Consider the following 17,762-nt stretch of genomic DNA (forward strand, 5'->3'; position numbering starts at 1 on the left):
CTGCCTCAGGCAAAGCGCGCCGCGCCGTTGTTCAGAACAACCACGTCGCGTGCAGGAATAGACGCTCGAAACCGGGCCTCGCCGTCCTCTTCCCAGATTTCGAACCGCACGGTTTCGCCGGGATAGACCGGAGCCGAGAACCGAACATCCAGACCGACAAGCCGGGCAGAATCATAGTCCAGCAACGTCTTGAGAATCGCCCGGGCGGCCAGACCATAGGTCGCCAAACCGTGCAGGATCGGGCGGTCGAACCCGACCGACCGCGCGACATCCGGGTCAGCATGAAGCGGATTGAAATCACCGCTGAGACGATAAATAAGGGCTTGGCGCGGCAGGGTATCGATATCACATACATGATCAGGCGCCCGATCAGGCAGCACTGCGGGTGCCGGACCCGCCTGGTTTTCACCGCCAAACCCCCCATCACCGCGACAGAAAGCCGACATCGCCACGCGTGCCAGTTTTTCACTGCTGTCCGCGTCGATAATATCACGGCTTTGGTAAATGACGGCTCCCTTGCCCTCGCCCTTGTCGGCGATGAAGTCGATCTTGCTGCGGCCGACAATCCGGCCATGTGTCGGCAGCGGCTTGTAGATGTCGAGCCACTGTTCTCCGTGCAGCACTTTTTGCCAGTTTACGCCGGTCTTGGGATCGCGCAGCCAGAAGCCGGGATACCCCAAAATGACCGCCATCGAGGGAACTGCCTTGAGCCCGTCCTCATAGACATAGGCCAGCTCCTTTTTGTCGGTCGGATCCTCGCCGAACCCAAGGCCGAGTGCATACAGGATGGTATCCCGCTCGGTCAGCGTCTGTTCGATTTCCTCAAAGTCCCAGTTCAACAGTGCATCGAAATCCAATGGCATTTACTTTCCTCCCTTAGTTGCCGTCAGAGCGTGTTTTGCGATCCAAGTATGGCCGTGACCTGACTGGACAGCACACCACCATTGCCATGCGCCAGCGCCAGGTCGACATCTTTCAATTGAATGCCCGGCGCGTCGCCACGGATCTGACGCGCAGCCTCAATCACTGTGAAGATTCCGTACATCCCGGGGTGCACGCAGGACAGGCCGCCGCCATTCGTGTTCACCGGCAAGACGCCGCCAGGCGCGATGCGTCCGCCCTCGACAAAGGCCCCTCCCTCGCCCTTCGCGCAGAACCCAAGATCTTCGAGAAACAAAATCGTGTTGATGGTGAAGGCATCATAGAGCTCGACCGCCTGTATGTCCGCAGGGGTCACTCCGGCCGCCGCAAAGGCGCGCGCGCCCGAGTCGCGGGCCGCGGTCACGGTGAAATCCTTCATCTGGGAAATCTGCCGGTGCGAGCTCTCCGCCGCACTGCCCAGCACATAGACAGGCGCCTTCGGGAAATCCCGGGCGCGGTCCGCGCGGACCATTACGATCGCGCCGCCACCGTCGGTGACAAGACAACAGTCGCGCACGGTCAATGGATCGCCCACCATGCGCGCACCCAGCACGTCCTCGCGGGTCAGCGGGCCGCGCTCGAACGCTTCGGGGTTGCGCTGCGCCCAGGCCCGCGCGGCGACGGCCACGTCGGCCAGCTGTTCGCGGGTGGTGCCATATTCATGCATGTGCCGCGCCGCCGCCATCGCATAGGCCGAGATCGGATAGCGCGGATTATACGGCGCCTCGTAGGCCGGCGGACGTGAAGCGGTCACCAGTCTGCCCGACGCGGTGCGCTGGTTGGAGCCATAAACAATCAGCGCGACATCACACAGACCGGCGTCCAGCGCCATGGTCGCGGACGTCAGGTAGTTTACGAAGGACGAACCGCCCGACATCGTGCCATCAATGAAACGGGGCTGGATGCCCAGATACTCCGCCGCCATAAGCGCCGGCATGCTGTCTTCCATCATGGTGCAAAACAGCCCGTCGACGTCGGACAGTTTCAGCCCGGCATCGCCAAGCGCCGCAAGCGCAGATTGCGCCATGACATCATAGGCCGTCAGGCCATGGGCTTCTCCGAAACCGGCATGACCAGTTCCCACGATGGCGGATTTCCCCCGAAGTTCAATGGTCATGGCTTATCTCTCCGACGGCTTGAAAAGCACGGCCGGAGCGCCCTCGGCCTCGCCCACGAAAGCGGTTACAGGCATGTCGATAGCGACCTCACCCGGGGCGATGCCCTCGACCCGGCTCATCATCCGGACACCCTCGTCCAGCTCGACGACACATACGTTGTAGTCACCGCCCCGTTCGGGTTTTCGGCGCACGACCGTTGTGGTGTGGACCCGTCCCTTGCCCCTCGCCTTCATCCAAGAAATCGCGCTGCCATGACAATGGGGACACAAGACTCTCGGGAAAAAGTGATAGGCCCCGCAGTCGTCGCACTTTGGCAGCAGGATCTCTCCCTCTGCCAGCGCGCGTTGGAAAAATTGGTCTGGTCCTATGGCGTCCTGCACCAGCGTTCTCCTTCAAGCGATCCAGTCTTCGTCCAACCGTATTGATTATGTTTCTAACAATTGTTAGATTTAGTCAACCATTCAAGATCATTTGCGAGAAACTCATGCCAGGTTCAGACTTAGCCCCCCTTTCCGGCAAACTCGTCGTTGCGTTGGAACAGGCAGTCGCCGCGCCTTTTTGCTCCTCGCGGCTGGCCGATGCCGGCGCGCGCGTGATCAAGATCGAACGCAAGGGAGCCGGCGATTTCGCCCGCGCCTACGATACCGCCGCCAACGGCGAAAGCGCCTATTTCACATGGCTTAACCGAGGAAAGGAATCGGTGGCGCTGGACATTAAAGCCGACGAGGACCGGGAAATCCTGCTCAGGATTCTGGAAAACGCGGATGTGTTTATTCAGAACCTCCTGCCGGGCGCGCTGGCCAAGCTCGGGCTCGATTCCACAAGTCTGCGAAAGAGGTTCCCGCGCCTGGTGACCTGCGACATCACCGGATATGGCGAAGACGGCCCGATGCGCAACGCCAAGGCCTACGACCTTCTTGTGCAATGCGAAAGCGGTCTGGCATCAGTGACCGGTACACCCGACGGACCAGGACGGGTGGGCGTGTCGGTCTGCGATATCGCCACCGGTATGACAGCCCATGCTGGAATCTGCGAAGCACTTGTCGGGCGTGATCGCACCGGCAAGGGCAGCGGCGTTTCCGTAGCAATGTTCGATGTGATGGCCGACTGGATGTCGGTACCGCTGCTGTATCACGATTACCTTGGCAAGCCTACACCGCGTGTCGGGCTGAACCACACGGTCATCTGTCCCTACGGGGCCTATCAGTGCAAAGACGGCCAGCTTGTCGTCATTACCGTGCAACACAACGGCGAATGGCAACGGTTCTGTGAACACATACTGGGCGACGCGGCGCTGGCAACCGACCCCCGTTTTCACGACAACACGTCACGAATTGAAAACAAACCCGCGCTCGAAGAGCTCATCAAGGCCGTGTTCGCCTCGCATGATCGCACCGAGATGCTGAAGCGCCTTGACGCTGCGGGCATTGCCTCCGGCGCGGTGAACGACGTGGCGTCCCTGTCCGATCACCCGCAGCTTGACCGATCCCTGATAGGCACACCCTCGGGCGAGATCAACGTCCCGACACCCCCGATCCGGCGCAGCCTCGGCGAAACGGCACTGGGCCCCTGCCCGGCCTTCGATGCGGAAGGTGAAGCCATACGCGCCGAATTCGGGCCCCTTTCATGAAAACGGTGGACAACTAAAACGGTGGACAACCAAATGACCGCTGAGAACAAACCGGCGATCCTTCAAGGCGTGAAGATCGTCGATCTGACTTCTGTAGTTTTCGGACCTTTGGCGACGCAGATGCTGGGCGATCTGGGGGCCGATGTGATCAAGGTGGAAGGCCCCGAGGGCGATCTTCTTCGCCAGGTCCAGCCATCGCGCAACAAGCTGATGGGGGCCGCTTTTCTGGGGACCAACCGTAACAAGCGCAGTGTCGTACTCGACCTCAAAACACAAACCGGTCGCGATCAGTTGCGCAAACTGCTCATCGATGCCGATGTGATGATTTCGAGCATCCGGCCTGCGGCGCTTGCCAGATTGGGTTTGGATCCCGAATCCCTACGCCAGAAAAACCCGAACCTGATCACGGTATCCGCCACCGGTTTCGGGCAGGACGGGCCCTATGCCGCCAAGCCTGCATTCGACGATTCCGTCCAGTCGGTGTCGGGATTGGCCAGCTTGGCTACCTTGCGCGACCCCGAGGCACCGCCCGCTTATGCCCCGACAATTCTCGCCGATAAGCTTGGCGGGGTCACTGCTGCCTATGCCGTGATGGGTGCTCTGTTCCACCGCGAGCGCACTGGAGAAGCCCAGCATGTCGAGGTTCCGATGTTTGAAACGCTGGCCGCCTTCCTGTTGATCGAACATATGGATGGTGCCACCTTTGAAGAGGCTCCGCAGGATTTCGGCTATGCCCGCATGCTGGTTCCGCACAGGCGTCCGGTTCAGACGGTAGATGGCTATATCACCATTCTGCCCTACACCAACGTGCAATGGGCGCGGTTCTTTCAGGCGGTCGGGCGCGACGACATGATCGACCATGTCTGGGTCACTGACATGGATGCCCGAAGCCGCAACATCGGCGCGGTATACGATATGGTGGCGCAGATTGCGCTGACCCGGACCACGGATGACTGGCTTGCCCTGATGGAGCAGGCAGACATACCCGCCATGCCGGTGCGCAACCTGTCAGATTTGCCGAACGATCCCCATCTTGCCGCGACCGGCTTCTTCCAACGGATTGATCACCCATCCGAAGGACCGATCTGGACGACACGCCCGCCGATACGATTCTCGGCAACACCGGCGCGGCATGATCATCGCCCGGCCCCGCGACTTGGGGAACACAGCGACGAGATTCTGGTGCCGGGTAGGGAATAGCCCCACCCGGCACCGGACGGATCAAACATCCAGCGAACGCGCGATCAGTTCCTTCATGATCTCGTTGGTGCCGCCATAGATCATCTGGACCCGGCTGTCGGCATAAAGACGCGCGATGGGGTATTCCATCATGAAACCGTAACCGCCGTGCAGTTGCAGGCATTCATGCATGACCTCGTTCTGCGTCTGGCTGCCCCACCACTTCGCCATCGAAGCCGTGGCCGCATCAAGTTCGCCCGCTTCAAGACGCGCGAGCCCGTCATTTACGAAGGAACGTAGCAATTCGGCCTTGGTTTTGCATTCCGCCAGTTTGAAGCGTGTATTCTGGAAGTCCATGATCCGGCTTCCAAATGCCTTGCGGTCCTGAACATATTTCACCGTTTCATCGATCGCAAAATCAATAAAACCGAGGGCGGTAATGCCGATCATCAGCCGCTCCCAAGGCAGCTGCTTCATCAGCTGGTAGAACCCCTGCCCCTCTTCCGGACCAAGCAGGTTCGCCGTAGGCACGCGCACATCCTCGAAGAACAGCTCAGCAGTATCCGAACCTTTCATACCCAGTTTCTTCAGGTTCCGTCCCCGGCGAAAGCCCTCGGCGCCCTCGGTTTCCAGAACGATCAACGAAACGCCCTTAGCGCCGGCGTTGCGGTCGGTCTTTGCCACGATAACAACGAGATCCGCCGTGTGCCCGTTTGTGATAAAGATCTTCGAACCGTTGATCTTGTAGTGGTTGCCATCCTTTTCCGCATAGGTTTGTACGTTCTGGAGGTCAGAGCCCGTTCCAGGCTCGGTCATGGCAATCGCCGCAACGCTGTCGCCGATGACCAGTTTCGGCAACCACTTTTTCTTCTGTTCCTCACTGCCATATGCGTTGAGATAATGGATTACGATGGACTGGATCCCATAGCCCCAACCCGTATCACCGGTGCGCCCCTGCTCGTAGACGGTAATCGCGTCGAACCCGATGCCGCCACCGAACCCACCATATTCTTCGGCAATCGAGCCACTCATGACACCCTGCTGACCGACTGTTTTCCAGAAGTCGCGGTCAACAATTCCCTGCTCCGCCCATTTTTCAATCTTCGGAGCCATCTCTGCATCGAAAAGCCTGCGTGTACTATCGGCGAACATCTTGTGTTCATCCACTGCCCAACTCGGGGAGTTCTTGATCAGAGACATGTTTTATTCCTATCGAGTCATGCTTGCATTGAAAAAATCTAACAAGTGTTTTTTTCTCACAATGAACCCGAGCCGTTCTGACGGGGCGTCACACGGCTTCGGACCGTGCGCATCCGGATTTATCCAATCAACGCGCCGCCCATTCGGCTCGTATAAAAAGGCCCGACAAAACAGGCGGGCCTTTTTATACTTTTTTGCAATGGCTTACAGCTTGTCGGTCAGTTCGGGCACGGCCTCGAACAGGTCGGCGACCAGACCGTAATCGGCAACCTGGAAGATCGGGGCCTCTTCGTCCTTGTTGATCGCGACGATGATCTTGCTGTCCTTCATGCCCGCAAGGTGCTGAATCGCACCCGAGATGCCGACGGCGATATACAGGTCAGGCGCGACCACCTTGCCGGTCTGGCCGACCTGCCAGTCGTTCGGTGCAAAGCCCGAGTCGACGGCGGCGCGGGATGCGCCAACGGCGGCGCCCAGCTTGTCGGCCAGTTTCTCGATCAGCGCAAAATCGTCTTCCGAGCCGACGCCACGGCCGCCCGAAACCACGATACCGGCCGAGGTCAGTTCGGGACGGTCGCTTTCGGCGACCTTGTCTTCGACCCATTCCGACAGGCCCGAAACGGATGCGCCGCCCACGGTTTCCACGGCGGCCGAGCCACCGGTGCCGGCCGCGTCGAAGCTGGCGGTGCGGAAGGACACGACCTTTTTTGCGTCGCCCGATTTCACCGTCTGGATCGCGTTACCTGCATAGATCGGGCGCTCGAACGTGTCGGCATCGACCACGCCGGAGACATCGGTCAGCATCATCACGTCCAGCAGCGCGGCCACGCGGGGCAGCACGTTCTTGGCGTCGGTGGTGGCGGGTGCCACGATGTGATCGTAGTCGCCTGCCAGCGACACGATCAGGTCGGCGGTCGATTCCGCCAGGCGATGACCCAGCGCGGGGTCTTCGGCGACCAGCACCTTGGCCGCGCCGTCGATTGTCGCGGCTTCTTTCGCGGCGTCGGCGGCAGACGCGCCGGCGCACAGAACCGTCACGTCGCCCAGGGCCTTGGACGCGGTGACCGCCTTTGCGGTCGCGTCCATCGATAGTTCACCATTGTTGACTTCGGCAAGAAGAAGAACAGCCATCACACCGCCCCCTTTTCCTTGAGTTTCGCAACCAGCTCGTCGACCGAGCCAACCATTTCACCGGCGGCGCGTTCGGCCGGCTCGGACGTCTTGACCACGGTCAGGCGCGGGGTGACGTCGACGCCATAGTCGGCGGCCGTCTTTTCATCCAGCGGCTTTTTCTTGGCCTTCATGATGTTGGGCAGCGACGCATAGCGCGGTTCGTTCAGGCGCAGGTCGACGGAAACGACGGTCGGCATCTTGACCTTGATGGTCTGCAGGCCGCCATCGACCTCGCGGGTGACGACGGCGCTGTCGCCATCGATGCCCACTTCCGAGGCAAAGGTCGCCTGGCTCCAACCGAGGATCGCCGACAGCATCTGGCCGGTGGCATTCATGTCGTTGTCGATCGCCTGCTTGCCGCAGAGAACCAGACCGGGCTGTTCCTCTTCCACGACCTTGGCAAGGATCTTGGCCACTGCCAGCGGCTCGATATCCTGGTGCACGTCATCCGCTGCGACGACCAGGATGGCGCGGTCGGCGCCCATGGCCAGTGCGGTGCGCAGGGTTTCCTGCGCCTGTTTGACGCCGATGGATACCGCGACGACCTCTTCGGCCTTGCCGGCCTCTTTTAGGCGGATCGCCTCTTCGACGGCGATTTCGTCGAACGGGTTCATCGACATCTTAACGTTGGCGAGATCGACACCGCTGCCATCCGCCTTGACGCTGACCTTCACGTTGTAGTCGATCACCCGTTTCACAGGCACGAGTACCTTCATTGGCGTGGTCTCCTTGAGTTTTGCGATAAGGTTTCAACCGAGCTAACGGTCTTTGAATTCTGGAGTTCTTTTTTCCGAAAACGCTTTCATCGCTTCGGGAAAGTCATGCGCGCACAGCAAAACGCTTTGGGCATCGCGCTCGATATCCAGCGCCTCGAGATAGCTGCACTCGGCTGCGGCGCGCATCACACGCTTGGCGGTCTGAACGCCAAACATCGGGTGCGTTGCAATCTCGCGGGCAATTTCCAACGCCCGTACTTCGACCTGGTTGGCCGGCACACATTCTTCGACAACGCGCAGGTCCCTAGCGGTGCGCCCGTCGATTTCACGGCCCGTGAGCACAAGCATCCGGGCCACGCCCGCACCGGCGCGCTGCTGAAGCAGCCAGCTTGATCCCGTGTCGGGACAACCGCCGACGCGTGCAAATACTTCGCACAGCCGGGCATCTTCGGCGGCAACGACAATGTCCGCCGACAAGGCCAGGCTGAGGCCCGCGCCAAAAGCCACGCCGCATACCGCAGAAATCAGAGGTTTGCGAAACAGATAGGCCGCGCGTCCGCCATCGTGAACCAGGTCCACCATTTCCGACGTCGCCCGCGCGCCTTTGGCGATCTCGGACTGAAACCCGACAAGATCGCCGCCGCTGCTGAAATGATCGCCGCCGGTCATGACAACGGCACGGATCGTAGCGTCCCGTTCGGCTTCGCGCAGGAGCGCCACCAGTTCTTCGACGAACCCGATGCTGTAAGGGTTGCGTTTTGTCGGCTGAAGAAAACGCAGGATTCCGACAGGGCCTTCCCTGTCCAGGCGAATAAGCTCAGTCATTCAAGTCTCCATCAGGTCCCGGTCCAGACGGGTGCTCGCTTTTCAGCAAAGGCCTTTGGGCCTTCAATCGCGTCGTTGCTGGCGTAAACCACCTCGTGCAGGCGCTTGCCCTCTTTCAGGCCACCCGCACAGCCCAGGTCCATGGTCGCGCGAACGCCGCCTTTGGCCGCAATCACCGAAAGCGGGGCCGCGCTGGCAATGCGTTTGGCAAGGTCGAAGGCCCGTGCGCGGACAGCATCGGGAGTGTCTTCGATATAGTTGGTGAACCCGTATTCGTGCAGGCGCTCGATCGGCATCAAATCGCCGGTCAGAACAATTTCCATAAGGATGGGCTGCGGCAGCATGGACAATGCTGGCGATGCCCAAGGCGATCCACGACCGATCTTTACTTCGGTAATGCCGACCTTGGTTCCCTTGAGACCGACCCTCAGATCGCAATTCAGCGTCAGCATCATTCCGCCCGCCATCAGCGACCCCGTCATCGCCGCGATGATCGGTTTTTTGCAGGCGCGCATGGTCTCGTGAAACGGGTCGCGCATCTTGGTCAGAATATCGACGCCCTCGTCGCGTGCGATTTGTGTAGCTTCCTTCAGATCCAATCCGGCGCTGAAAACGCCGCAATCGGCCGACGTCAGAATGGCCACGCGAACGCTGTCGTCCGCCTCGATCTTCTCCCAGGCGTCGGTCAGCCCGTTCGTCGCCGCCACAGAAAGCGCGTTCTTGCGTTCTGGCCGGTTGATACAGACGGTCGCAATGCCATCTTCAATCTTCACGTTAATGGGACTCATGATACCTGCTTCGTTTCTCTGAACAACTTGGGTGCGTAAAGCTTCCCCGCGATATGTTTACCGCGGGGAAGCTGTGTCCTACTCGACTTTGAAAGTCGCGGAGCTGTGCTTGATGACATCCCACACAACGTCGAGATAGTCGGCGCTCCAGTCGGTCTGCGGAACCCAGGTTTCGCCATTCCACTGCTCGACCCGAGTCTTGCCACCACCACCATGATCTTTGTCGGTCACTGTAACCGGGGCCATGGTGCCGTTTCCATCGAAGTTCTCGATCGATTCATAGGCATTCTTCATGCTTTCCGGTGTGATCGGCCAACCGTTTTCGGCAATCGCGATACGCGCGGCTTCAAAACCGACCGAATAAATCGCCATACCCATGTTATAGTACACGTCTCGCACCAGATTCTCGGGTCCGCTGCCCTTGCCATTGGCATAGTAGGTTTCCAGCATCGTCTTGACGATCGGAACTTCCTGGCCACCGGCCACGTTGGTTCCGCGCAAAATGCCTTTTGCCTCTTGTGCGCCAATGTTGGCGATATCGACCTCGTTGAGCCAGTTGACCGACAGGTAACGGTCGATCGGGAACCGGTTGCGGCGCATTTCCTTCGAGGCAACCACATGCCCGCCAGCCAGAAGCCAGCTGATCACGTAATCTGGCTTATCACGGCGGATATTGCTCCAGGCACCGGCCTGATCCGAACCGGGAAGCGGCACGGGATAAAGCTCCAGTTCGAACCCTTCCTTCTCGGAAAGCGTTTTCAGGATCTCGATTGGTTCCTGACCGAAGGGATAATCCAGATAGATGAACCCGATCTTCGCCTTGCTCAGGTCACCGCCCATCTGGCCCTTGATGAAGGCAACGTTATTTGCCGCCTGCTGCCAGTACGTCGGACCGACCGGGAAAACCCATTCGAACACTTCCCCGTCAACTGCATCGCCACGGCCAACGAAGGACTGCATCAGAACGTTGCCGTCCTTCATGGCACGCGGCAGAACCGCGTTCGTGACCGGCGTGGACAGAAAATTGAATAGGAACACACCTTCGCGCTTGAGCTGCTCATAGCATTCCACACCGCGCTGCGGTTCGTTGCCGTGATCGCGAACGATGATTTCTACCGGATGCCCTTCGATACCGCCATTTTCGTTGGTGTACATCGCCAGATCCTGGGCGGCCTGAGCCACCTGCGGCGAAATGAAAGTGTAGGATTTGCTAAGGTCGAAGCAGAGTCCGAAGCGGATCGGCTCCTTGTCCTGCGCTGCGGCCACAGTCGCGCTTGCTGCCAGCGCAGTAGCAAGGACTACTGCCTTAATGTGCTGTTTGACTTTCATGTTTTCTCTCTCCCGTTGGTTTGGTTTGGGGCGGTGATACCGTTTCGTAAACGCCGCTGCCGCCCCGCGTAGCGTCGCCCTTCCTGCTACCAGTCTTTCACTGCTCGTATTGTGACGAACTTTCTTTCACCACGTCCCACACGACGTCCGTGTACTCAGAGATCCAGTCGGTTTGCGGCACCCAAGTCTCCCCGTCCCACATCTCGATCCGGGTCTTGCCACCGCCGCCATGATCTTCGGCCGTCACCGTAATGGGGGCCATCAGCCCGTTCGCGTCGAATCCCTCAAGCGACTCCAGTCCCGCTTTGTAGGACTTTGCGGTAATCGGAAGGCCTTCGAGTTCTGCCGCCTTGCGCGCGGCTTCGAACATGATTGAATACATGGCCAGACCGGTGTTGTAGAAAACGTCCTGGGTCTTCTCAATCGGGCCCGAACCCTCGCCCTTGTCGTAGAGCTCGGTCATGATCTCCTGATACAGCGCGACGTCCTGACCGCCCACAACATTGGTACCGCGCTTGATACCCTTGGCGGCCTCGTCGCCAATATTGGCGATATCGACTTCGTTCAGCCAGTTGACGGAAATGTATTTGTCCATCGGGATGCGATTGCGCTGCATTTCCTTCGACGCAACCACATGCGCACCGCCAAGCATCCAGACAATCACATGATCTGGGTTGTCCCGGCGCACCTTGGACCACACACCGGCCTGGTCACTGCCAGGCAGTGGCACAGGGTAAAGCTCAAGCTTGAAACCCTCTTTTTCGGACAAGGTTTTGAGAATCTCGATCGGCTCCTGTCCGAAAGGATAATCGAAATACACAAACCCCACCTTCACGTCCGACAAGTCGCCATCATGCAATTGCTTTATGTAGGCAACATCATTGGCCGCCTGTCCCCAATAGGTCGGTCCGATCGGATAGACCCATTCGAAAACGGTGCCGTCGACGGCATCGCCTCGGCCGACAAGGGACTGCATCAGGATACGCCCGTCTTCCATGGCCCGCGGCAGGATAGCCAGAGAGACCGGAGTGGACAGGGTATCGAAAACAAAGACGCCCTCGCGGCTGAGTTTCGAGTAGCACTCGATTCCGCGCTGCGGTTCGTTCCCGTGGTCACGCACGATGACTTCGACCGGTTCCCCACCGATGCCGCCCTTCATGTTGATGAGCTTGGCAAGGTCCATCGCGGCCTGCGAAACCTGCGGCGTGGCAAAGGTATAGGCCTTGCTGAGATCGTAGCAGATGCCGATCTTGAATGGCTCGGCCAGCGCCTGGGTGCCGAACAGCGCCCCGCCAACCATTGAAAATACTGCCAGCGCTTTGGTAAGTCTCTTCATTTTTTCCTCCCTGAACAGTTTTCGAATAGTACGTTAGCTCAGCCAACGTTTGCGTCGGCTGTAGTGCTTGACGTTGTGAAAATCGGTCTCTCCGCCGCCTAGATAGAACTCCTGAATGTCGGAGTTGGATTTGAGCGCCTCGGCCGTGCCGTGCATAACGACGCGGCCGTTTTCGATAAGATACCCTTGCGAAACGATCTCCAGAGCTGCCAGGGCGTTCTGTTCCACCAGCAGGACGGACAGGCCCTCATCCTTATTGATCTTTTGCAGGATGCCGAAGATTTCCTCGACCAGGAACGGAGCAAGCCCGAGGCTTGGTTCATCAAGCATCAAAAGCTTCGGCTGGGTCACGAGGGCCCGCCCAATGGCAAGCATCTGTTGCTCACCACCCGACAAATAGCCTGCTTGGGAATTTTTGCGTTCGGCAAGCCGTGGAAAATAGGCGTAAATCTTGTCCTTTTCCGCATTCAGCGTCGATCGGGACATTCCGCGCGGCGCGGCGGCGGTCAGGTTCTCGTCGGGGGTCAGATGTTCAAAGACCCGCCGCCCTTCGATGACATGACAGATGCCCATCTCGACGCGTTTTTGCGCGGGCGCTTCGGTAATGTCCGTTCCCTGGAACGTTATCTCACCTCGGCTGATGCGTCCGCGCTCGGCCTTCAAAAGACCGCTGATCGCTTTCAACGTGGTACTTTTTCCAGCTCCGTTCGATCCCAAGAGTGCGATCATCTCGCCCTTTGGGACTTGGACCGAAACACCTTTGATCGCCAGTATTACATTGTCGTACAGTACTTCGACGCTGTTCATGGATAGAATGTTCTGGGCTTCAACTTTTTCTTGCATCGGCATTCCCCTATTTCTTGAACTGATCGAAGGGCCAAACCATCAGATAGTCTCTGATGTTGCCGTAGAGTTTTCCCAAACCGAGTGGTTCGATCAGAAGGATAATGACGATCAGTGCGCCATAGACTGCGTTCGGGATGTGAGCGAGTGTTTCAACATCGATCTGCATGCCAAGCCCGTCACTCAGCGTGACGACGAGACCATTCACGATACCCGGAACAAGAAGGATCAGGGCAACACCGAAATAGGAACCGATAATGCTGCCAAGGCCGCCAACAATCACCATCGCAAGAACCTGGATCGAAACGGCAACCGAGAATTGCTCGGGTGCGGCGAGAAAGAAAAAGGTGGCAACAAGCAACGCACCGCTGACGCCTGCGATGAACGAAGAAGTCGCGAATGCGAGGATTTTGTAGTAGAAACTGTTCACACCCAGGATCGCGGCCGCAAAGTCTTTTTCCCGGACAGCGACCAAGGCGCGACCGAGTCCAGTACGCTTGAGATTAAGCATGAAGATCGTCACCAACACACACCAGCCGAAGGCGACATAGTAGAAGCCAGTATCAGTGGTAATCTCTTGCCCGAGCAGCGCCAATGTCGGTGACTGGAGCGACGCGTGTGAGCCCCCCGAGATCGCCGGAGAGTGGGTCAGAACCCAGTCCATCACGAATTGCATCGCAAGAGTGGTAAGGGCGAGATACAGTCCCTTGACCCGCAAAGCGGCAAAAGCAAACAGGCTGCCGATCACGGATGACGTCAACCCGCCGATGATCAGGGCGAATTCCCACGGCACCCCGAAACGCGCGGCATGGATCGCCGAATAGGCGCCGACAGCCATGACCGCGGCATAGCCCAGGTGAAGCTGCCCCGCCCAACCTGTCACCAGGTTCAGCCCCAAAGCGGCGGCCGTCCAGATCAGCCAGGGAAGCAAGTAGCTGTTCAGGTAAAGCGACGGAATGATGAACGGCGCGGCAAGACCGATCAGAAAGATGAATGCTGTCAGATTTCTGTCGGCAGGCACCTTGAAGATACGGCTGTCCGAAACGTAGTCGGCGTGATGGACGCCGGAAAGTCTGTAAAACATCCCTTACACCCTTTCGATGTCGTGACGACCGAATAGTCCGTGCGGACGGATCATGACCGTGAGAATGAGCACGGCAGCGACGATAAGCTCACGGCTTCCGCCTCCGACAAGCGGATCGAGGAAATCAGCGCCAATGTTTTCGACGACACCTAGGATGATGCCTGCGATTACGGCGCCAAGGATACTGTCGAGACCACCGAGAACGGCAACCGTCAGTCCTTTGAGAAGCAACAGCGACAGCGCCTGATCGACACCCTGAATCTCACCCCAGATGACGCCAGCGGCGACGGCAACAACGGATGCCAATGCCCAGGACAACCCAACGCCGCGCTCAACCGAGATACCTACCGACCACGAAGCCATGTAATCATCCGCGATCGCCCGCAACTTGATCCCGGTCCGGGTTCGGAAAAACAGCATGAATGCGACAAACAAGGCGAGCGCAACACCGGCACCAACCAGATGGATGCGGCTGATGAAGATGTCGCCCAAAAACAGTGGATCATAGCTGACGCCCAACTCCATCGAACGTGACGTCCCGCCCCAAATCGCAAGCGTTGTACCCCGCAGGAAAATGTCGAGGCCGAGTGTCAGCATCAAGATCATGACGACCGGCCGACCTGCGAGACGGCGCAGAGCAACACGCTCAATGCCGAACCCAAGGCCGAACATGACAACCGCAGCCAGAGGGATGGCCAGCCACAAGGGTAAACCCACATCGCGCGCCAGCGCCAAGACCACATAGGCCCCGACCATGGTCAACCCGCCCTGCGCCAGATTGGGCACCGAAGATGCCTTGTAAATCAGCACAAGGCCGATGGCGAATAGCGAATACAGCAGACCCGTCAAGGCTCCGTTGATCGCAAGCTCTGATAGAAAGACCCAGTCCATTTATACCTCCCTGATGGGAAGGCTTCTTTCGACCTTCCCTACTTCCCCGGTCTCGTAAGTCACCTGCGCGCTTACATGGACCTCTTTTGAACCGTCGTAGAGCGCCGCGATCACGTCGGCATAGCGTTCCTGAACGACCTTCCTCCGCAGTTTTCGTGTCCGTGTGATTTCACCATCGTCCGGGTCGAATTCTTTCGGCAGACTGACAAAGCGTTGCAGGCGCAATGGCTCGGTGACGGCCTTGTTGACCCGTTGGAACGCCTCGCGAAGCAACGTCGCGACCTCTTCACGCTGAGAAAGATCGGCATATGACACGTAAGGTACGCCGTTCACTTCGGCCCAGTGCCCCACGGCCTCGAAATCCACGCAGACCATCGCCGTCAGTTCCTTCAGCCCGGCGCCAATCACGGCCGCATCCTTGATATACGGGCTGAATTTCAACCGGTTCTCGATGTAGTTTGGAACGTAACGTTCACCGTCGGCGGTGTGCATGACCTCGGAGACACGGCCCAGAACAACCAGGTGTCCGTCGTCTTCCAGATAGCCGGCATCGCCGGTATGCAGCCACCCGCCCTCAAGCGCTTCGGCGGTCGCTTCGGGTTTGTTGAAATACCCTTCGAACACGCTGTCCGAGCGCACCAGGATCTCACCGTCTTCGGCAATGCTGACCTCGACGCCAGGCGCCGGTTTGCCAACCGTATGAAGACGGACCTCGCCCGGAGCCTGAATCGCGTTGATCGCGCTGTTCTCGGTCTGGCCGTAGAGCTGACGCAACTTGATCCCCAGGGCGCGGTAGAACACAAAGGTGTCTTCCCCGATCGCTTCACCGCCGGTGAACGCATTCTTTAGGCGGCTCATCCCGAACTGGTCCTTGATCGGTCCGAAAACCATCACCTCGCCCAGAAGCCGGCCCAATGGCTCAAGTACACCGCCGCTTTTGCCATTCAGCTTGTTCATTTCAGCTGCGATGGCCCGATCCATGAAGAAATGGTACAACCATTTCTTGACCGGGGTCGAATTCTCGATACCGACCTGGATCGTCGTCAGCATCTGGTCCCAGCTTCTTGGCGCCGCCAGATAGAATGTCGGAGCGATTTCGCGCATGTCGCGCACAACCGTTTCCTGACGTTCCGGCACGTTCACGGTGAACCGCCAAAGCAGGGCCGCCGCGACGGTAATGGCAAAATCGCCCACCCAGGCCATCGGCAGATAGGCCAGGATTTCCTCGTTTTCGTCGAATGCGCCCGCTGCATGCCCGTTCTTAGCGGCAGCAAGAACATTTTTCTGACTTAGAACGATACCTTTCGGCTCGCCCGTGGTCCCTGACGAATGCATGAAGATGGCCGGATCTTCGGGTTTTGCACGACCGTAAAGCTCTTCGCGCAGGCCGGGGGCTTCATTCAGATCGTGCTGACCGACTTCGATCAGGTGATCCCAGGACATCAGCCCTTCGACCTCATAGAAACCAAGGCCCCGCGCTTCGTCATAAATGATGTGGTCGATCCCCTCGGCGCCCGCGTCCTTCAGCTCCAGGATCTTGTCAACCTGTTCCTGATCTTCGGCGATGGCCGCGACGATTTCGACTTCGCCAAGAAAGTGCCGGAGTTCTTCGAGCGTCGCGCCGGGATAGGCAGGCATTGCATAGGCACCCAGCAACGAAATAGCCAGCATTCCGCCATACAGCCGCGCCCGGTTGTCGCCCAGGATAAGCACCGCCTTGCCCGGTGTTACGCCGATTTTCTCAAGCCCGGCCGCGCAGGCCAGCACCTCTTCGGCGTATTCCGCCCATGTGGTTTCCTTCCAGATCCCACGCTCTTTTTCGCGAAGCGCGATTTCCGAACCGTGTTTCGAGGCGTTCCGCGCCAGAATTGCGCCGATCGTGTCGCTGCCCGAAGACTGTTTCTTCGTCAAATCAGTCATGCGACCCTCCGATATATGCCTCGATGACCCGCGGGTCCTTCACAACCTCCTTGGGGATGCCACTGGCGATCATTTCACCATAATTCAGGGCCAGCATCCGATCACAAATGCCGGTGATGACATCCATATGATGTTCGATCAGCAGAACGCTGACGCCGCGTTCGGCACGGGCATCCAGAATGAAACGGGACATATACCCTTTCTCTTCCTGGTTCATGCCGGCCATCGGTTCATCGAGAATCAGCATCTGTGGCTCGGCCACCAATGCCCGCGCCAGCTCGACCCGCTTTTTCAACCCGATCGGAAGACCATCGACCAACTCATGCCGAATGCTCTCGAGCTGTAGAAACTCGATCATCTCCTCGACGATTTTACGGTTCTCGATTTCTTCACGCTGTGCTGCCAACCAATATAGCGCCGTACGCAAAACGCCTGGGCTCATGTGGATGTGCCGCCCGAGCAGGATGTTGTCCAGAACGCTCATCCCGTTGAACAGAGCAAGATTTTGGAACGTTCTTGCAACGCCGAGCTTGGCAACCTTGTGAGGCGCCGTACCCGTAATGTCGTTTCCTGCCAGCCGGACCCTGCCCTCGTTTGGCGGGTAAAATCCGGTAATTGCGTTTGTTAGCGTTGTCTTGCCGCTGCCATTCGGACCGACAAGTCCAAAGATTTCCCCTTGTCGAATAACGAGGTCAACACCGGTGACAGCGACGATGCCGCCGAACCGTCGCTCGATCCCGCTGCACTCCAGTATCGCCCCATCATCGGCTCCGATTGCTGTTTTAATCTTTGTCGTCATCTAGATCTCA

General features: G+C 58.6%; 17 protein-coding genes. 2 read left to right on the plus strand and 15 right to left on the minus strand.

The genetic code is table 11. The annotated features are described in order from the left end of the window. Positions 1-5: 5 nt before the first annotated feature. Genes ACGYLQ_RS13335 through ACGYLQ_RS13345 form a run of 3 tightly spaced genes read right to left on the minus strand, consistent with a single transcriptional unit; the run spans position 6 to position 2,419 of the window. Positions 6-863, minus strand: coding sequence for a MaoC/PaaZ C-terminal domain-containing protein (locus ACGYLQ_RS13335; RefSeq protein WP_394443363.1), 858 nt, complete (start codon positions 861-863; stop codon positions 6-8). A gap of 23 nt (positions 864-886) precedes the next feature. Continuing rightward, positions 887-2,038, minus strand: coding sequence for a thiolase (locus ACGYLQ_RS13340; RefSeq protein WP_088652420.1), 1,152 nt, complete (start codon positions 2,036-2,038; stop codon positions 887-889). Between the two features lie 3 nt (positions 2,039-2,041). After that, entirely contained in the window at positions 2,042-2,419 is a 378-nt protein-coding gene (locus ACGYLQ_RS13345; RefSeq protein ID WP_088652421.1) for a Zn-ribbon domain-containing OB-fold protein, read from the minus strand. Between the two features lie 104 nt (positions 2,420-2,523). On the opposite strand from ACGYLQ_RS13345, the gene ACGYLQ_RS13350 reads away from it, so the two are divergent. Together ACGYLQ_RS13350 and ACGYLQ_RS13355 are read left to right on the plus strand one after the other, a co-directional pair. Beyond that, the gene (locus ACGYLQ_RS13350; RefSeq protein ID WP_394443365.1) at positions 2,524-3,669 is read left to right on the plus strand and encodes a CaiB/BaiF CoA transferase family protein; all 1,146 of its coding nucleotides are present in this window, start codon (positions 2,524-2,526) and stop codon (positions 3,667-3,669) included. 33 nt (positions 3,670-3,702) lie between these two features. Then, positions 3,703-4,869 (plus strand): CaiB/BaiF CoA-transferase family protein, encoded by a 1,167-nt coding sequence (locus ACGYLQ_RS13355; protein ID WP_088652423.1) that lies wholly within the window; start codon positions 3,703-3,705, stop codon positions 4,867-4,869. 21 nt (positions 4,870-4,890) lie between these two features. Here ACGYLQ_RS13355 and ACGYLQ_RS13360 read toward each other — a convergent pair whose 3' ends face one another. From ACGYLQ_RS13360 to ACGYLQ_RS13415, 12 genes are all read right to left on the minus strand, one after another. Then, on the minus strand, positions 4,891-6,048 hold the full coding sequence (locus tag ACGYLQ_RS13360; RefSeq protein ID WP_394443367.1) for an acyl-CoA dehydrogenase family protein: 1,158 nt from the start codon (positions 6,046-6,048) through the stop codon (positions 4,891-4,893). A gap of 204 nt (positions 6,049-6,252) precedes the next feature. Continuing rightward, on the minus strand, positions 6,253-7,179 hold the full coding sequence (locus tag ACGYLQ_RS13365; protein WP_088652425.1) for an electron transfer flavoprotein subunit alpha/FixB family protein: 927 nt from the start codon (positions 7,177-7,179) through the stop codon (positions 6,253-6,255). After that, positions 7,179-7,937 carry an electron transfer flavoprotein subunit beta/FixA family protein gene (locus tag ACGYLQ_RS13370; RefSeq protein WP_258095911.1) on the minus strand — a complete coding sequence of 253 codons (759 nt, stop codon included), beginning with the start codon at positions 7,935-7,937 and terminating at the stop codon, positions 7,179-7,181. The genes ACGYLQ_RS13365 and ACGYLQ_RS13370 overlap by 1 nt, the downstream gene beginning before the upstream one ends. A 42-nt stretch (positions 7,938-7,979) precedes the next feature. After that, complete coding sequence (locus ACGYLQ_RS13375) at positions 7,980-8,762, minus strand: enoyl-CoA hydratase/isomerase family protein (protein WP_028095212.1); 783 nt, start codon at positions 8,760-8,762, stop codon at positions 7,980-7,982. An 11-nt stretch (positions 8,763-8,773) separates the two neighbouring features. Further along, positions 8,774-9,535 (minus strand): enoyl-CoA hydratase/isomerase family protein, encoded by a 762-nt coding sequence (locus ACGYLQ_RS13380; RefSeq protein WP_233152301.1) that lies wholly within the window; start codon positions 9,533-9,535, stop codon positions 8,774-8,776. A gap of 93 nt (positions 9,536-9,628) precedes the next feature. Continuing rightward, complete coding sequence (locus tag ACGYLQ_RS13385; RefSeq protein ID WP_088652428.1) at positions 9,629-10,879, minus strand: ABC transporter substrate-binding protein; 1,251 nt, start codon at positions 10,877-10,879, stop codon at positions 9,629-9,631. A gap of 97 nt (positions 10,880-10,976) precedes the next feature. Next, positions 10,977-12,215: an ABC transporter substrate-binding protein gene (locus ACGYLQ_RS13390; RefSeq protein WP_338054574.1), complete on the minus strand. Its 1,239-nt coding sequence runs from the start codon at positions 12,213-12,215 to the stop codon at positions 10,977-10,979. A 33-nt stretch (positions 12,216-12,248) separates the two neighbouring features. Then, positions 12,249-13,058, minus strand: coding sequence for an ABC transporter ATP-binding protein (locus ACGYLQ_RS13395; RefSeq protein ID WP_100931425.1), 810 nt, complete (start codon positions 13,056-13,058; stop codon positions 12,249-12,251). A gap of 10 nt (positions 13,059-13,068) precedes the next feature. Then, entirely contained in the window at positions 13,069-14,142 is a 1,074-nt protein-coding gene (locus ACGYLQ_RS13400) for a branched-chain amino acid ABC transporter permease (RefSeq protein WP_100931415.1), read from the minus strand. Positions 14,143-14,145: 3 nt separating this feature from the next. Further along, complete coding sequence (locus tag ACGYLQ_RS13405; RefSeq protein ID WP_100931416.1) at positions 14,146-15,033, minus strand: branched-chain amino acid ABC transporter permease; 888 nt, start codon at positions 15,031-15,033, stop codon at positions 14,146-14,148. Then, positions 15,034-16,953 (minus strand): long-chain fatty acid--CoA ligase, encoded by a 1,920-nt coding sequence (locus ACGYLQ_RS13410; protein WP_088652431.1) that lies wholly within the window; start codon positions 16,951-16,953, stop codon positions 15,034-15,036. Continuing rightward, on the minus strand, positions 16,946-17,752 hold the full coding sequence (locus ACGYLQ_RS13415) for an ABC transporter ATP-binding protein (RefSeq protein ID WP_394443371.1): 807 nt from the start codon (positions 17,750-17,752) through the stop codon (positions 16,946-16,948). Before ACGYLQ_RS13415 ends, ACGYLQ_RS13410 begins: the two co-directional genes overlap by 8 nt. Positions 17,753-17,762 lie beyond the last annotated feature (10 nt).

The sequence above is a fragment of the Sulfitobacter sp. 1A12779 genome, from assembly GCF_043557315.1.
Taxonomy (GTDB): Bacteria; Pseudomonadota; Alphaproteobacteria; order Rhodobacterales; family Rhodobacteraceae; genus Sulfitobacter; species Sulfitobacter faviae.

Coding starts and splice junctions, on each gene's coding strand:
- ACGYLQ_RS13395 (WP_100931425.1), bottom strand. CDS start 13,058: ATGCAAGAAAAAGTTGAAGCCCAGAACATTCTATCCATGAACAGCGTC.
- ACGYLQ_RS13340 (WP_088652420.1), bottom strand. CDS start 2,038: ATGACCATTGAACTTCGGGGGAAATCCGCCATCGTGGGAACTGGTCAT.
- ACGYLQ_RS13350 (WP_394443365.1), top strand. CDS start 2,524: ATGCCAGGTTCAGACTTAGCCCCCCTTTCCGGCAAACTCGTCGTTGCG.
- ACGYLQ_RS13410 (WP_088652431.1), bottom strand. CDS start 16,953: ATGACTGATTTGACGAAGAAACAGTCTTCGGGCAGCGACACGATCGGC.
- ACGYLQ_RS13360 (WP_394443367.1), bottom strand. CDS start 6,048: ATGTCTCTGATCAAGAACTCCCCGAGTTGGGCAGTGGATGAACACAAG.
- ACGYLQ_RS13390 (WP_338054574.1), bottom strand. CDS start 12,215: ATGAAGAGACTTACCAAAGCGCTGGCAGTATTTTCAATGGTTGGCGGG.
- ACGYLQ_RS13385 (WP_088652428.1), bottom strand. CDS start 10,879: ATGAAAGTCAAACAGCACATTAAGGCAGTAGTCCTTGCTACTGCGCTG.
- ACGYLQ_RS13370 (WP_258095911.1), bottom strand. CDS start 7,937: ATGAAGGTACTCGTGCCTGTGAAACGGGTGATCGACTACAACGTGAAG.
- ACGYLQ_RS13335 (WP_394443363.1), bottom strand. CDS start 863: ATGCCATTGGATTTCGATGCACTGTTGAACTGGGACTTTGAGGAAATC.
- ACGYLQ_RS13365 (WP_088652425.1), bottom strand. CDS start 7,179: ATGGCTGTTCTTCTTCTTGCCGAAGTCAACAATGGTGAACTATCGATG.
- ACGYLQ_RS13415 (WP_394443371.1), bottom strand. CDS start 17,752: ATGACGACAAAGATTAAAACAGCAATCGGAGCCGATGATGGGGCGATA.
- ACGYLQ_RS13375 (WP_028095212.1), bottom strand. CDS start 8,762: ATGACTGAGCTTATTCGCCTGGACAGGGAAGGCCCTGTCGGAATCCTG.
- ACGYLQ_RS13355 (WP_088652423.1), top strand. CDS start 3,703: ATGACCGCTGAGAACAAACCGGCGATCCTTCAAGGCGTGAAGATCGTC.
- ACGYLQ_RS13400 (WP_100931415.1), bottom strand. CDS start 14,142: ATGTTTTACAGACTTTCCGGCGTCCATCACGCCGACTACGTTTCGGAC.
- ACGYLQ_RS13405 (WP_100931416.1), bottom strand. CDS start 15,033: ATGGACTGGGTCTTTCTATCAGAGCTTGCGATCAACGGAGCCTTGACG.